Genomic DNA, 14769 nt, shown 5'->3' on the forward strand with positions numbered 1-14769 from the left:
CGCATGGCCGAACCCGTTCCCGCCCGCCGCCCGCTCGAGCTGCTGATCGCGGCACCGCGCGGCTTCTGCGCCGGCGTCGACCGCGCGATCCGCATCGTCGAGCTGGCGATCGAGAAGCACGGCGCGCCCGTCTATGTCCGTCATGAGATCGTCCACAACAAGTTCGTGGTCGATTCGCTCAAGGCCAAGGGCGCGGTGTTCGTCGAGGAGCTCGACGAGGTGCCCGACGGCGCGCCCGTCGTCTTCTCCGCGCATGGCGTGCCCAAGTCGGTCCCTGCGGCGGCGCAGAACCGCGGTCTCGACTATCTCGACGCGACCTGTCCCCTGGTGTCCAAGGTGCATCGCCAGGCCGAGCGGCTGGTCGCGGCGGGGCGGCACATCCTGTTCATCGGCCACGCCGGCCACCCCGAGGTGATCGGCACCTTCGGCCAGGTGCCCGCGGGCGCGATGACGCTGATCGAGACGGTGGAGGACGTCGAGCGGCTGCAGCCGGCCAACCCCGCCAACCTCGCCTTCCTCACCCAGACGACGCTCTCGGTCGATGACACCGCCGCGGTGGTGGCCGCGCTGCACGCGCGCTTCCCCGCGATCCAGGCGCCGCACGGCGAGGACATCTGCTACGCCACCTCGAACCGCCAGGCCGCGGTGAAGGCGATCGCGGCGGCGTGCGATGCGGTGCTGGTGATCGGCGCGCCCAATTCGTCCAACTCGCTGCGGCTGGTCGAGGTGGCGGAGCGCCAGGGCATCCGCTCGGCGCTGATTCAGCGCGCCGCCGATCTCGACTGGGCGTTCCTCGACGGCGTCGGCACGCTGGGCGTGACCGCCGGCGCCTCCGCGCCCGAGCTGCTGGTGCGCGAGCTGGTCGACCGGCTGTCGACCCGCTTCGACGTCACCGAGCGCGAGGAGGAGACCACGCGCGAGACGATCGCGTTCAAGCTGCCGCGCGGGCTGGAGGCGGCGGCAGCGTAAAGGGGCTGGAGGGGCTGCGGGCTTTCTCCCGCCCGCCCCTCACCCACCGTTCCGTCATCCCGGACTTGTTCCGGCATCCACCGTGCCGCACTTTCATCGACCGATGAGGACGTCGGGAGGTGGGCTCCGGAACAAGTTCGGGGTGACGGCGCATCGCTGGCGCTGCTCGCGCGCTCCTCCGCCCTCAGCGGCTTACCGATCGCGGCGCGCGCGGCACGGTGAAATCCGGCTCAGGGCCGGGATGACGGCGCAAGGGTGGCGTGCATCGCCTCCTAAATCGCGTCCCGGGCTTGACCCAGCCTCCTCTCTTCCGCGAACGAACCGGCCGCGGGCGCTTGGATGGCCGCCACGAGGGAGCGACAGTGGCAGTCTACACGCAGGTATCGGCCGAGGCGCTCGCCGCCTTCCTCGCGCGCTACGACGTCGGCGCGCTGGTGTCGGCCAAGGGCATCGCCGAAGGGGTCGAGAACTCCAACTATCTCGTCGACACCACCGACGCGCGCTTCATCCTGACCTTGTACGAGAAGCGCGTCGCCGCGGGCGACCTGCCCTTCTTCCTCGCGCTGCTCGACCATCTCGCCGCGCAGGGCCTGCCCGTGCCGCCCGCGATCGCCGACCGGCGCGGCGTCGCGATCCAGGAGCTGGCCGGGCGCCCCGCCTGCCTGATCCGCTTTCTCCCCGGCGTCTCGGTGTCGCACCCCAGCCCGGCGCAGGCGCATGCCGCGGCGACGGCGATGGGGGCGATGCACGTCGCGCTCGTCGATTTCGCGCCGACCCGGGTCAATTCGATGGGGGTCGCGTCGTGGCGCCCGCTGCTCGAGCGCTGCGGGCGCGACATGGACACGATCCAGGCCGGGCTGTTCGACCGCGTCGCGCGTGCGCTCGACGCAATCGAGCGCGACTGGCCGCGCGACCTTCCCGCCGGCGCAATCCACGCCGACCTCTTTCCCGACAATGTGCTGATGCTCGACGATCGGGTCACCGGGCTGATCGACTTCTACTTCGCCTGCACCGACCTGCGCGCCTATGATCTGGCGGTGATGCACTCGGCCTGGTCGTTCGACGCAGCCGGCGCGCCGCTGGATCCGGCGATCGGCGCCGCGCTGCTGTCGGGCTATGCCGCCGCGGCGCCGCTCTCCGCCGCGGAGCGCGCCGCGCTGCCGCTGCTCGCGCGCGGCGCCTGCGTCCGCTTCCTGCTCAGCCGCGCGTGGGACTGGCTGCACACGCCCGCGGACGCGCTGGTGACGCGCAAGGACCCGCTCGCCTATCTCCACCGCCTCGCCTGGTACGAGGCGCATCCGGACTGTTTCCTATGACCGAACTTACCCTCGTCGAGATGTTCACCGATGGCGCCTGCAAGGGCAATCCCGGACCGGGCGGCTGGGGCGTGGTGATCCGCAGCGGCACGCATGACAAGGAACTCTCCGGCGGCGACGCGGTGACCACCAACAACCGCATGGAGCTGACCGCCGCGATCGAAGGGCTCAACGCGCTGACCCGCCCGTGCCGCGTCAAGCTGATGACCGACAGCCGCTACGTCATGGACGGGCTGACCAAATGGATCCATGGCTGGCGCAAGAACGGCTGGAAGACCGCCGACAAGAAGCCGGTCAAGAACGCCGAGCTGTGGCAGGCGCTGCTCGCCGCCGCCGAGCCGCACCGGGTGGAGTGGGAGTGGGTCAAGGGCCACGCCGGCCACCCCGAGAACGAGCGCGCCGACCGGCTCGCCAGCGACGCCGCGGTGGCGGCGGGACGCGCGCGGCGCGCGGAGTAGCGGCGTGCGGGAGGCGGCCCCCTGATCTACCCGCCCGTACATGCCTCAGGGATGGCACAAGCGTGACCGTCACGCCCTCTGAGCAGAGGGGAAGAAGTCCTAACTCACACGCTGCTCACAGCCACCGCGTGAGCAGCCGCGCCCGCCCGATCACCGCCAGCCCGTCGCGCGGCACCCGCAGCGTCGCCCAGGCGGGATTGTCGCTGCGCACCTCCCAGCCGTCGCCCGCCGGCACCAGCCGCTTGACCGCCACCGCGCCGTCGCGCCGGATCACATAGATCGCGCCCGCGGCGGGCGGCGCGCGGTCCGCGGTGTCGACCAGCAGCCGGTCGCCGTCGCACAAGGTCGGCGCCATCGACTCGCCCGCCACCGTGATCAGCGACGCATTGGCGGGCGCCACCCCCGCGGCGCGCAGCAGCGTGCGCGGCACCGGTTCGGTGCGGAGCACGCGCTCCTCCGCGACCCGCCCCCGCCCCGCCGCCGCCTGCACCGCCAGCCACGGCACCGCCGCCGCGTCGTCCGCTGGCGGCGGTGCGCCGAGCAACGTCTCGTCGATCCCGAGGAAATCGGCGAGCAGCCGGCGCTCGCGCTCGGGCAGACGCCGCGGCGAGCCGCGCACCACGAACTGGCCGAGATACGCCTGGTTGCGCCCGATCATCCGCGACAGCGCGGAAAGCGCCACGCCGCGCTCGGCGGCGGCGCGCGTGAGCGCCTGTTGCGGGGTCTCGGTCATGCGTGACCCTAGCCTGAGGAAATTTCCTCGACAAGTTGGAAAAGTGAGAACAGATGGAGAACCGCTGAGTCGCGGGAGGTATAAGCGATGAGTCTGTTGGTGGAGATCGAGCGCTATCTGCGTCGCACCGGGTTGGCGGCGACAACCTTTGGCCGCCGTGCGGTCAACGACCCGCGGCTGGTCGGAGACCTGCGCCGCGGGCGCGTGCCGGGCGAGCGGATGCGGCGCCGGATCGAGGCGGTGCTGCGCGCGGGTGCGCGATGAGCGCGGCGCGGCTGGAGCGGGCGCTGACGCGCTCGGCGGCGCGCGCGGGCGCGAGCGTGGCAATCGAGCGTCACCGCGCCGAGGCGTGGCGCAGCGCGACCTTCGCGGGCGATCGCCACGAACTGGTGGTCAGCGGCACGAGCGACGCGCGGCTCGACGCCTGGCTCGACTCGCTCGACCCTTATGCGCTCGAGCTGCCGGGGCATCTGCTGGCGGAGCTGCGCGTGGCGTCGCGCGCGCGGGACGCAGGAATGACGCGCGCGCGGCTGGAGGGCGTGACGGTGGTGGCGGGCTGAGCAGGGTACGCACGAAGTGACGACCGCGCGTGGCGGGTTCGATGCGCCACGCCGGATAAGGTGATCGCCCCGGCCGTGCGCGCGGGTGCGGGCATCGGCCCGCCGCGCCGGTCAGGCGGCGACGAGACGGCGCAGCCGCTGGAGCGTCTCGTCGAGCAGCAGCGGCTCGAGCGGCACCCCACGCGGCGCCGGCGTCGACGCCGCCCGCGCGAAGGCGGCGGGGTCGTACAGGCGCAGCGGCAGGTCGAGGTCGGTCGGCAGCAGCCGCTCGGGCGGCGGCGCCAGCCACGCCGGCGTCGCCTCGACGGCGTCGCGCGCGAGCGCGTGGCGCGGGTCATGACGGCGCCACCGGCGCCACGCGCCGGCGAGACCAGAGAGCGGGGCCGCGGCGGGACGGGCGGCGGCGGAGCGGGCGAGGACATCAGCGACCATGCGGATGACCCTAGCGGCGCAGTGGTAAGCCGATGGTTAACGCGGGGATAGGCATGATTCGCGGGGGTTGCTGCGGAGCCGCTTGGCGGCGGCGCCCCTCTGTTGCTCCGGGAGCGCCCATCCTTTCTGGGCCAGCCCTTCTGCGGCGTTCCTTTCGGTGCCGTCCCTTTCCGGCGCGCACCCTTCCGGGGCGTCACCCTGAACTCGTTTCAGGATTCACCGTGCCACATCCTCAACGTCCGCCGCGCTGGCGGACGCGTGGATCCTGAAACAAGTTCAGGACGACGGACGTGGGTGGCGGGTACGACGTTATCGCTGCCGGCGCGCGCGGTCGCTCCGGTCAGGAAGTCGCTCCCGCTCACCTATCGAGCAGCAATGCCGCCCGCGCTCGCGGACCGCAGGAACAAGGCGACGCCCCGCCCTCCCCGATCACGCTCGAAGAAGGTGACGCCCCATCCGGGCGCACACGTCCACCCCCGACCTCCCGTCCCAAGCCGGGCCCGCCTCAGCGTGCCGGTTCGATCGCGACCTTGCCCTCGCGCCGCGGATCATAGCCGCCGTCGAGCCGGCCGTGGTCGCGCACGAGGATGCCGTGCAGCCCCGAATCCTCGCCCTGCCCCGGGCGCACCACCACGCCGCGGGCGGCGAGCCCCTCGCGTACCGCCGGCGCGAACCTGTCCGCCTCGCCCTGGAACGAGCCGCCGCGCGCGATCAAATTGGGCAGCGCGATCGCCTGCTGCATCGGCAGCCCCCAGTCGACCGCGCCGACCACGGCCTTGCCGACATAGGCCAGGATCGCATTGCCCCCCGCCGAGCCGACCGCGCCGGCGAAATGGCGCTGCCGGTCGAGCAGGATCAGCGGCGTCATCGACGAGCGCGGGCGCTTGCCCGCCGCCACCGCATTGGCGGCGGCGCGGCCCTCGGCGTCGCGCGGGCTGAACGAGAAATCGGTCATCTGGTTGTTGAGGAAGAAGCCGTCGACCATCCGCCCGGAGCCGAAGATCGACTCCACCGTGGTCGTCATCGACACGACATTGCCGCGCGCATCGCCGACGACGAAGTGCGAGGTGCCGGTCGGCTCCAGCGTGCGGTCGGCGCCGCGCGGTGCCGCGCCCTCGGGCTGGCCGGGCGCGGGCGCGGCGCCGGCGCGCTCGCCGATCAGCCGCGCGCGGCGGTCGAGATAGGCCGGGGCGAGCAGCCCGGCGACGGGCACGTCGACGAAGGCGGGGTCGCCGACGTAGCGGTCACGGTCGGCGTACATCAGCCGGCTCGCCTCGGCGAAGAGGAACCAGCCGCGCGGGTCGTCCGCGCCGTAGCGCGCCACGTCGGTGCGCTCGAGCAGCCCGAGCAACTCGAGCAGCCCCACCCCGCTGGCGGGCGGCGGCGGCGCGCAGACCAGCAGCACGCGGTATGGCGCGCACAGGGGCTGGCGCACCACCGGCCGGTAGCCGGCGAGGTCGGCGAGCGTCATGCTGCCCGCGAGCGGCCCCTCGTGAACGCGTGCGACGATCCGCCGCGCGGTCGCGCCGCCGTACAGGGCGTCCGGCCCCTGCGCGGCGAGCCGGCCGAGGAAGGCGGCATAGGCCGGGTTGCGCAACCGGTCGCCGGCGCGCAGCAGCCCGCCGCCAGGGCGCGCGAAATAGGCGAGCACGTCGGGCGCGTTCGATTCGGGGAAACGCCCGCTGGCGAGGAAGCGCGCCAGCCGCGGCGAAACGAGAAAGCCGTCGCGCGCGGTCCGCGCGGCGTCGCCGAACAGCGCGCGCCAGGCGAGCGCGCCGTGGCGGCGGTGCGCCTCGGCCAGCATCTTCACCGCGCCGGGCACGCCGGTGGCGCGTCCGCTCAGCACCGCGGTGGCGAAGGGCAAGGGCCGGCCGCCGTCGTCGAGGAACATGTCGGGCGTGGCACCCGCGGGGGCGGTCTCGCGCCCGTCATAGACGCTCACCTGCGAGGTGGCGGCGTCGTAATAGGTCATGAACGCGCCGCCGCCGATCCCCGAGCTCTGCGGCTCGACCAGCGACAGCATCGCCTGCACCGCGATGGCGGCGTCCACCGCCGAGCCACCGCGGCGCAGCACCGCCATTCCGGCGTCGACCGCGAGCGGGTTGGCGGCGACGACGAAGCGCTGATGCGCACCCGCGTCGCCCGCCGGGGCGGCGGCGGCGGGAGCCGTGGTCGCGGGCGGCGCTCCCTCGCGCGCGGCGGGCGGCGGTGTCGCGCAGCTGCCGAGCAGCGCCGCCAGCGCCAGCGCGACGCTTTTGCCCCACAAGCTCGCGCGCGCTGCCATGGCCGTTCCTTCCGCTACCCGAAGCGGCGCGGATAGCGGCGGGCGGCGGCAGCGTCCACCGCGCGGCTCAGCCCAGCGCGATCGCGCCCGCGGCGGCGAACCCCGCCAGCGCGAGATAGCCGAGCACGCGCGCCAGCGACTCCTTGCGATAGTCGGCGTAGCGGCGGCGGTGGAGCCAATAGCGCCCGTCATCGGTTTGCTCGAGCGCGCCGAACGCCAGCATGCGATCGAACTCCTCGCCGCCGAGACGCGTCGCGGGCCGCTCGAACGCGGTCGCGGTGGCGGGCGCGGTCGCCCCGGCCGAGAGGAAGTGCCACGCGATCTTCTTGCGCGCCTTCATGATCACCGTCGCGGCAATGGTGCCGGGCATGTTGGGTCTCCTAGTTTCCATGCTCCCTCCCCTTCAGGGGAGGGCCGGGGTGGGGCGTCTCCTCGAGCGCTACGCCAGTGGAGGCCCCCCACCCCCGCCCCCTCCCCTGAAGGGGAGGGGAGTGTGGTTCGCTCGTCGTCGCGATCGAGGGAAGCTACTTGCGCCCCTGATGGCGGATGTTGCCCGGCCGCCCGCGGCGCTTGAGCACGCGCGGCGGGCGGCGCTCGCTCTCCCGCTCTCGCGCGCGACCGCCCCCGTTCCCGCCCCCGCTGGCGCCGCCGTAGCGACCCTCGGGCAGCTCGAAGCGCAGCGCGCCCGAGACCGGGTTGGCCTCCGCCAGCCGCAACTCCAGCCGCTGCCCCTGCGCATAGGTCTCGCCGCTATGCTCGCCGATCAGCCGGCGAGATGCCTCATCATAGCGGAAATATTCGCCCCCCAGGTCGCGCACCGGCATCAATCCGTCGCCGCCGACCCCCTCCACCGTGGCGAAGAAGCCGAAGTTGGTCACGCCGGTGATCCGCGCCTCGACCAGCTCGCCGACGCGCTCGGCGAGATAGGCGGCGACATAGCGGTCGATCGTCTCGCGCTCGGCCTCCATCGCGCGACGCTCGAGCTGGCTGATCGTCTCGCCGGCGCGCTCGAAATCCTCGTCGCCGGCCAGCCCGCCGGGGCCGAGCGCATAAGCGCTCACCAGCGCGCGGTGGACCATGAGGTCGGCGTAGCGCCGGATCGGCGAGGTGAAATGCGCGTAGCTGCCTAGCGCCAGCCCGAAATGACCCTGGTTGACCGGGGCGTAATAGGCCTGGGTCTGGCTGCGCAGGATCTGCTCCATGATCTCGGGGCGGAACTCGGCATCGCCGACCCGCGCGATGATATGGTTGAAGGTGGCGGGGCGGATCACCTGGCCGAGCGCGAAGGCGACGTTGAAGGTGGCGAGATAGTCCTTGAGCGCGACCAGTTTCTCGCGCGCGGGCGCCTCGTGGACGCGGTACATCACCGGCGCCTTCTTCGCCTCCAGCGCCTTGGCGGCGGCGACGTTGGCGGCGATCATATAATCCTCGATCAGTCGGTGCGCGTCGAGCCGCTCGCGCGGCGCCACCGACATGATCCGGCCCTTCTCGTCGAGCACGACGCGGCGCTCGGGCAGGTCGAGCTCGAGCGGCTCGCGCCGGTCGCGCGCCGCGGCGAGCGACCGCCAGCAGTCCCACAGCGGCGCGAGCGCGGCGTCGACGAGTGCGGGGTTCCAGGCGTAGGGGAAGGACGCCGTTGCCTCCACTTCGTCACCCCGGACTTGTTCCGGGGTCCACGGCTCCGCGCCTTCGCCGGCCGGCGAGTCTGCGGACGGGTGGATCCCGGACCAAGTCCGGGATGACGGAAGAGAGTCGGGGCCGACCGTGCCCGCCGCCCGCGCGTCGATCGCGGCCTGCGCCTCCTCATAGGCGATGTTCGCCGCGAGCCGCACCAGCGCGCGCGAGAAGCGCCAGCCCCTGAGCGCGCCGTCCTTGCCGATGCGCAGGTGGCAGGCGAGTGCGGCGCGATCCTCCCCCGCCTTGAGCGAGCACACGTCTGCCGACAGGATCTCCGGCAGCATCGGCACGACGCGATCGGGGAAATAGACCGAATTGCCGCGCGCGCGCGCCTCGCGGTCGAGCGCGCTCTTCGGGCGCACGTAGTAGCTCACGTCCGCGATCGCGACGATCGCCTGCCAGCCGCCCGCATTGGCGGGATCGTCGTCGGGCGCGGCCCAGACCGCGTCGTCATGGTCGCGCGCGTCGGCGGGGTCGATCGCGACAATCGGCAGATGGGTGAGGTCCTCGCGGCCCTCGCCGAGCGGCTGACGCGCGACCCGCGCCGCCTCGTCGAGCGCCTCCTGCGCGAACACGTCGGGGATGCCGAGCCGGTGGATCGCGATCAGCGAGAAGCTGCGCGGCGCGAACGGGTCGCCGAGCCGCTGTACCACGCGTGCGGTGATCCGCGGCGGCCGCCCCGCCTTCTCGGCCAGCACCAGGTCGCCCGCCTCGGCGTCGCCCGCGTCGGACACGGCATATTCGCGCCGCTCCTTCTTCTCGACGCCCTGCAGCCACAGCCGGTCGCCCTCGCGGCGCAGCACGCCGATCATCTGCTCGGCGGCGGGAGCGAGCACCTTCATCGGGTGCGCGGTCCAGCCGTGGCCGGTCTCCTCGGTGCGCGCGAGCAGCCGCTCGCCGACGCCCAGCGCGCCGCGCCGGTGCTCGCGCACGCGGATTCGCGGCACGGGCGCGTCGGACTGCCAGTTCTCGGGCACCGCCCAGACGTTGCCGCCCTCGTCGACGTCGGCGACGCGCAGCACGGTGACCTTGGGCAGCCCGCCCATCTTGTGAAAGGCGCGGCCGGGGGCGGAGTCGATCAGCCCCTCGTCGGCCATGTCCTTGAGCAGCGCCTTGAGCGCGATCTTCTGCTGCGCGGAAAGCGCGAAGGCGCGCGCGATCTCGCGCTTGCCCGCGGGCGTGGCGGCGGTGGCGATGAAGTCGAGCACCTGCTCGCGCGTGGGCAGGCCGGGAGGCGGTTTCTTTGGCACGCCGCGGAGATAGGGGCTCGCGGCGGCCGGCGCCATGGATGCGTGCGGATGACGACGTTTGTTGGGTGGTGGCCGAATAGCCCTCCCAAAGGGAGGGGGCTATTCGGCCCGACCAAGGTGCCGGGTGCAGGGTCGCGCCGCCCGTCCGGGCGGCCGCGCCCCCGCCGCCGGATCAGCCGACCACCACCGTCACTGCGCGGCGGTTCTGCGCCCAGCTCTCCTCGTCCGAGCCGAGCGCGACCGGACGCTCCTTGCCGTAGCTGATCGTGGTGATCCGCGCCGGCGCGATGCCGCGCGCCACCAGATAGTTCTTCGCGGCGTTGGCGCGGCGGTCGCCCAGCGCCAGGTTATACTCGCGCGTGCCGCGCTCGTCGGCATGGCCCTCCACCGTGATGCGCACGTTGGGATAGCGCGTCAGCCACGCCGCCTGGCTGTCGAGGATGCCGCGCGCGGTCCCGTCGATGTCATACATGTCGAGCCCGAACAGCACCGTGTCGCTCTGCGCCGAGCGCTTGAAGTCGGCCGCCGAGCCCGGCGTGATCCCGCCATTGGGGTCGGTCGCGCCGGTCGACGGCGGCGCCTCGGGCGCGCCGCCGGGAGCGGGCGGCAGCACGTCGGGGCGCTTCTTGGAGCAGGCGGCGGTGGCCACCAGGGCGGTCGCCATCAACAGGGTGGTCGTCAGTCGTGCCATCGCGTGTTCTCCCGTGTTCGTCGTCTAGGTTGTCGTCTCGCGGTGAAGTGTCGCCGCTTAGCGTTACGGGCGCAATGGCCCCCAGGCCGGGTCCGAGCCGTCGAGCGGGGTCGGGACGCGACGCTCGTTGACGCCCGTCAGGTCGACCGACCACAGATCGGCCTTGCCGGCGTTGCCGCGGCCCTGGCGGAAGAACATCAGCACGCGGCCGTTCGGGCTCCACGACGGCCCTTCGTCCTGCCAGCTGTTGGTCAGCAGCTTCTCGCCCGCGCCGCTCGGGCTCATGACGCCGATGCGGAACGCGCCCTGGATCTTGGTGAAGGCGATCAGGTCGCCGCGCGGGCTCCACACCGGCGTGGCATAGCGCCCGCCGCCGAAGCTGATGCGCTGCTGGTTCGACCCGTCCGCGTTCATCACGTACAGCTGCTGCCCGCCCGAGCGGTCGCTCTCGAACACGATGCGCGAACCGTCCGGCGAATAGCTGCCGCCGGTGTCGATCCCCGGCGAGTTGGTCAGCCGCTGCGGTGTGCCGCCGGCGGCGGAGACGCGGTACAGATCGGTGTTGCCCGCCTGCGCCATCGAGAAGAGGATATAGCGCCCGTCCGGCGAGAAGCGCGGCGCGAAGGTGGTGGCGACATTCTGCACCACCAGCCGCTGCCGCCCCGAGCCGAGGTCGTAGATATAGATTGCGGGCGTCTTCCCCACATAGCTCATATAGACGATCGACTGCTGGTTGGGCGCGAAGCGCGGCGTCAGCACGATTGACGAGCCCGCGGTGAGGAAGCGGCTGTTGGCGCCGTCCTGGTCCATGATCGCGAGCCGCTTGATACGGTTGGCCTTGGGCCCGGTCTCGCTGACATAGACGACGCGGCTGTCGAAATAGGCGCCCTCGCCGGTGAGGCGGGTATAGACCATGTCGGCGCATTTGTGCGCGGCGCGGCGCCAGTCCGACGGCGGGACGACGAAGCCCTGCCGCGTCAGCTCGGTCTGCGCCGAGACGTCGTAGAGATAGCAGCCGACCGTCAGCGTGCCGTCGCCATTGGCGCGGATATAGCCCTGCACCAGCGCCTGCGCGCCCGAGCCGCCCCAGTAATCATAAGCCGGCGCGGTCACCTCGGGGAAGGCGATCGCGCGCGTGGCGGCGGCCGCCATCGGGTTGAACAGCCCCGAGTTGCGCAGGTCGTTGGCGACGATCTCGCTGAGCTGGCGGCCGAGCCGGTCGGTCGGGCCGGCGGGGGTCTGCACCACCGCCTGGGTCGGCATCGGCGGGATCGCGATCGGCATCGGCGCCGAGATGCCGCCGGTGACGTCCACCTCGAGCGGCGGCGGGGTCTGGCCCGCGGGCGCGCCGGGCTGCTGCGCGGGCGCGGGTGCGGCGGGGGTGCCGGCGGGCGGGACGAGCTGCGCCGCCGCGGGGGTGGCGAGGAGCGCGGCGGCAGAGGCGAGGAGCGGGGTGATGGCGGCGACCGTACGCGCGGGCGCGCGGCCGGCGCCAGCCGCGCGACGCTCACCCGACGCCCTAGCGTCATCCCGGACTTGGGCCGGGATCCACGGTGCCGCGAACGCGGGGGCTGCGGCGCCTGCGGAACCCTGGATCCCGGAACCAGTCCGGGATGACGGGGTGGATGTGGCGCGCGAGGATTGTCCCCCCACCGGCAGCGCGGCAGCCGTCAGGGAAGAGGCCCGGCGGAAGGGCGTAGAACCGCAGAGTCGGAGTCGCATCACCGCAGTTTCCAATTGTAGTTGATGTTGCTCCACCCCCCGTTGGCGGTGGCGTAATATTCCGCCGGCAGCTTGAGCGGCGAGCAGCCCTTGAACGCGGCGACGCCGAGATCGACCACGCGGCGCGCGTAGCGCCGGTTGTCGTCGTCCACCCCGGTCTGCCGCACCACCGTTGGGGTCGCCGCCAGCGTGCCGTCGCGGTTGAGCCGCAGGTTGAGCGTGGTGACGATCTGGTTGGCGCCCGGGCCGGGATCGACCTGGCGATCGGCGCAGGGCTGGATCTGGCGCGCGATCGCCTGCTGGATCCCGGCCAGCGCGCGCGCGTCGACGCGTGCCGCGGACGGCGGCGCGTCGCTCTCCCTCGCGCTGCTCTTCTCCGCGGTGAGGCCCTTGAGGAAGTCGCTGCCGAGCCGGCCGCCCTTGGCGCGCTCGGCCTTGGCGGTCTCGGTCTTGCCGTTGCCCTTGGCCGCGGCGGCGGGTGCCTTGGCCTTGCTCGGCGCGCTGGCGGCGCTCTGCTGCTTGGTCGGCGCGGGCTTGCTCGGCGCCTTCTCCGCCGCCGGGGCCGGCTTGGGCCTGGGCTGCGGCTTCGGCTCGGGTTTCGGCGCGGGCGCCGGCTTCGGCGGCGCCGGCCTGGGCGGCGCGGGCTTGGGCGGCGCCGGCTTCGGCTCCGGCTTGGGCTCCGGCCGCGGCTCCGGGACCGGCGCGGGGGCGGGCACCGGCGCAGGGGGCGCCGCGGCGGGCGGCGGCGCATCGACCGGCTCGCCCGCCTCGGGCGACACGCGCTGCGACGGCGGTTCGGTCGCGGCGGGCGCGGCGGCCTCGAGCGCGACATCCTGCACGAGGCTGACCTCGACCGGATTCTGCTTCAGCTTGATCGGGTTAGGCGTATCGAGGAAGCCGACCGACAGCAGGCCGAAGAGCAAGACATGCCCGGCCGCCGCGACTCCCAGCCCGATCTTCTCGGCGCGTTCCACGTCCGCGTCAGTCCTCGCCGACCGTGACCAGCGCGACGCGGTTGAGCCCGGCGCGGTTGAGCTCGCCCATCGCGCGCATCACGCGACCATAGTCGAGCCCGCGGTCGGCGCGCAGGAACACCTGCGGCGGCTGGCTGTCCTTCCCCGTCGCGGCAATGGCGGCGAGCCGCGACGGCAAGGCGTCGGCGGGCACCTCCTCCTTGGCGACGAAGATCCGGCCCTGCTCGTCGAGCGAGATCTCGGTCGGCTGCTGGTCCTGGTCGAGCGGCTTGGCGCGGCTGTCCGGCAGGTTCACCGGCACGCCCTGGGTCAGCAGCGGCGCGGTGACCATGAAGATGATCAGCAGCACCAGCATGACGTCGACCAGCGGCGTCACGTTGATCTCCGCCATCGGCGCCTTGCGGCCCTTGCCGCGGCTGGAGGGCAGGTTCATCGCCATGTGCGTTAGCCCTCAGCGCTCGCCGTCGAGCTGGCGCGACAGCGTGGCGTGGAAGCCGTCGGCGAAGCGGTTGAGCCGCGCCTCGATGCGGTTGATCGCATGGCCGAAGCGATTGTACGCGATCACCGCGGGGATCGCCGCGAACAGCCCGATCGCGGTGGCGAACAAAGCCTCGGCGATGCCCGGCGCCACCACCGACAGGCTGGTGTTCTGCTGGCTGGCGATCGCGGTGAAGCTGCGCATGATGCCCCACACCGTGCCGAACAGCCCGACGAACGGCGCCACCGAGCCGACGGTGGCGAGCACGTTGAGCCGGTCCGAGATGTCGTCGATCTCCTTGGCCACCGCCGCGCCCATCACCGTGCCGAGCCGCTCGCGCGTGCCGTCGCGGTCGATCACGTTGCCGTGGGTGGAGCGGCGCCACTCGGTGACGCCGGCGGCGAGCACGCGCGCCGACGGCAGGTCGCTCTGGCCGTTGCTTTTGTAGAAGGCGTCGATGTCGTCCGCCTTCCAGAAGTCGCGCTCGAACTGCGCGCTCTTCTTCCGGGTGCGGCCGAGCTTGAGCCAGAAGCCGATGATGATCGCCCAGGTCCAGATGCTGGCGAGCAGCAGCCCGAGCATCACGCCCTTCACCACCCAGTCGGCCTGGAGGAACAGCGCGATCGGCGACAGGGTCGCGGCGTCGGTCTGCAAAATCGGATTCACGGCGTCTCTTCCCCTGTGGTGTCGGCCGTCGCGGTGTCGGCCGCGGCGGTGGCGGCGAGGCGGCGGAACTGCTCGAGCCAGGCCACCGGCTGGCGCCGCGGCCGACCGTCGGCGCCGACCAGCGCCGCGGTGACCTCTGCCCGCGCCAGCATTTCCGCGCCGCGCCTGACTGTCTGATGAATAATCACGCTGGCGGCGCGCGCCTGCGCGACCTCGCTCTCGACGAGCAGCGCGTCGCCGAGCCGCGCCGGGGCGGCGTAGCGGATGTGCAGGTCGGCGATGGCATAGGCGCCGCCGCCCGCCTCATGGTGTGCGCGCTGGTCGATGCCGGCGACGTGGAGCATGTCGGAGCGGGCGCGCTCCATGTAGCGCAGGTAGTTGGCGTGGTAGACGACGCCCGACAGATCGGTGTCTTCGAAATAGACCCGCAGCGGGAAGAGATGCACCCTCCCCGCGAACCGCCCCTCTGCTGGCTGATCGTGCACGCCCGCCGTCATGGCTGAGGCTGGTAACCGATGCGCCGGGGGGTGGGAACCCCGCTTGGGCGTGACGTGGGTCA

The 14769-nt window shown here is 72.7% G+C and carries 16 protein-coding genes; 5 read left to right on the forward strand and 11 right to left on the reverse strand.

The window, feature by feature from the left end; translation table 11 throughout:
• The first annotated feature begins 3 nt into the window (after positions 1 to 3).
• The 3 genes from ispH (at position 4) to rnhA (ending at position 2743) form a co-directional block, all read left to right on the forward strand.
• A complete protein-coding gene (ispH, locus tag ACMGDM_RS16025; RefSeq protein ID WP_436805106.1) occupies positions 4 to 969 on the forward strand; it encodes a 4-hydroxy-3-methylbut-2-enyl diphosphate reductase in 966 nt (321 codons plus the stop codon).
• A gap of 362 nt (positions 970 to 1331) precedes the next feature.
• Positions 1332 to 2285: a homoserine kinase gene (gene thrB, locus ACMGDM_RS16030; RefSeq protein WP_436805107.1), complete on the forward strand. Its 954-nt coding sequence runs from the start codon at positions 1332 to 1334 to the stop codon at positions 2283 to 2285.
• Positions 2282 to 2743: a ribonuclease HI gene (gene rnhA / locus ACMGDM_RS16035; protein WP_436805108.1), complete on the forward strand. Its 462-nt coding sequence runs from the start codon at positions 2282 to 2284 to the stop codon at positions 2741 to 2743. The genes thrB and rnhA overlap by 4 nt, the downstream gene beginning before the upstream one ends.
• 115 nt (positions 2744 to 2858) lie before the next feature.
• Here rnhA and ACMGDM_RS16040 read toward each other — a convergent pair whose 3' ends face one another.
• Positions 2859 to 3476, reverse strand: a complete 618-nt coding sequence (locus ACMGDM_RS16040) for a S24 family peptidase (RefSeq protein WP_436805109.1) — start codon at positions 3474 to 3476, stop codon at positions 2859 to 2861.
• Between the two features lie 87 nt (positions 3477 to 3563).
• Between ACMGDM_RS16040 and ACMGDM_RS16045 the strand changes: the two genes are divergently transcribed.
• On the forward strand, positions 3564 to 3740 hold the full coding sequence (locus tag ACMGDM_RS16045; RefSeq protein WP_436805110.1) for a hypothetical protein: 177 nt from the start codon (positions 3564 to 3566) through the stop codon (positions 3738 to 3740).
• Positions 3737 to 4036, forward strand: a complete 300-nt coding sequence (locus ACMGDM_RS16050) for a hypothetical protein (protein WP_436805111.1) — start codon at positions 3737 to 3739, stop codon at positions 4034 to 4036. Before ACMGDM_RS16045 ends, ACMGDM_RS16050 begins: the two co-directional genes overlap by 4 nt.
• Positions 4037 to 4147: 111 nt before the next feature.
• Here the strand turns inward: ACMGDM_RS16050 and ACMGDM_RS16055 are convergent, their stop codons facing one another.
• From ACMGDM_RS16055 to ACMGDM_RS16100, 10 genes are all read right to left on the reverse strand, one after another.
• Positions 4148 to 4468: a hypothetical protein gene (locus ACMGDM_RS16055; RefSeq protein ID WP_436805112.1), complete on the reverse strand. Its 321-nt coding sequence runs from the start codon at positions 4466 to 4468 to the stop codon at positions 4148 to 4150.
• 505 nt (positions 4469 to 4973) lie between these two features.
• Positions 4974 to 6752, reverse strand: a complete 1779-nt coding sequence (gene ggt / locus ACMGDM_RS16060; protein WP_436805113.1) for a gamma-glutamyltransferase — start codon at positions 6750 to 6752, stop codon at positions 4974 to 4976.
• Between the two features lie 67 nt (positions 6753 to 6819).
• Positions 6820 to 7122: a hypothetical protein gene (locus tag ACMGDM_RS16065; RefSeq protein ID WP_436805114.1), complete on the reverse strand. Its 303-nt coding sequence runs from the start codon at positions 7120 to 7122 to the stop codon at positions 6820 to 6822.
• A gap of 154 nt (positions 7123 to 7276) precedes the next feature.
• A complete protein-coding gene (locus ACMGDM_RS16070; RefSeq protein ID WP_436805115.1) occupies positions 7277 to 9715 on the reverse strand; it encodes a ribonuclease R family protein in 2439 nt (812 codons plus the stop codon).
• A 136-nt stretch (positions 9716 to 9851) separates the two neighbouring features.
• Positions 9852 to 10370: a peptidoglycan-associated lipoprotein Pal gene (gene pal / locus ACMGDM_RS16075; protein WP_183945359.1), complete on the reverse strand. Its 519-nt coding sequence runs from the start codon at positions 10368 to 10370 to the stop codon at positions 9852 to 9854.
• A 63-nt stretch (positions 10371 to 10433) separates the two neighbouring features.
• The gene (gene tolB, locus ACMGDM_RS16080) at positions 10434 to 11828 is read right to left on the reverse strand and encodes a Tol-Pal system beta propeller repeat protein TolB (protein ID WP_436805183.1); all 1395 of its coding nucleotides are present in this window, start codon (positions 11826 to 11828) and stop codon (positions 10434 to 10436) included.
• A gap of 263 nt (positions 11829 to 12091) precedes the next feature.
• Positions 12092 to 13066, reverse strand: coding sequence for a cell envelope integrity protein TolA (gene tolA, locus ACMGDM_RS16085; RefSeq protein ID WP_436805116.1), 975 nt, complete (start codon positions 13064 to 13066; stop codon positions 12092 to 12094).
• 7 nt (positions 13067 to 13073) lie between these two features.
• Complete coding sequence (tolR, locus tag ACMGDM_RS16090; RefSeq protein WP_436805117.1) at positions 13074 to 13505, reverse strand: protein TolR; 432 nt, start codon at positions 13503 to 13505, stop codon at positions 13074 to 13076.
• 12 nt (positions 13506 to 13517) lie between these two features.
• Positions 13518 to 14210: a protein TolQ gene (gene tolQ, locus ACMGDM_RS16095; protein WP_436805118.1), complete on the reverse strand. Its 693-nt coding sequence runs from the start codon at positions 14208 to 14210 to the stop codon at positions 13518 to 13520.
• Complete coding sequence (locus ACMGDM_RS16100; RefSeq protein ID WP_436805119.1) at positions 14207 to 14707, reverse strand: YbgC/FadM family acyl-CoA thioesterase; 501 nt, start codon at positions 14705 to 14707, stop codon at positions 14207 to 14209. The genes tolQ and ACMGDM_RS16100 overlap by 4 nt, the downstream gene beginning before the upstream one ends.
• Positions 14708 to 14769 lie beyond the last annotated feature (62 nt).

This window comes from Sphingomonas larreae, from assembly GCF_051400595.1.
Lineage (GTDB): Bacteria > Pseudomonadota > Alphaproteobacteria > Sphingomonadales > Sphingomonadaceae > Sphingomonas.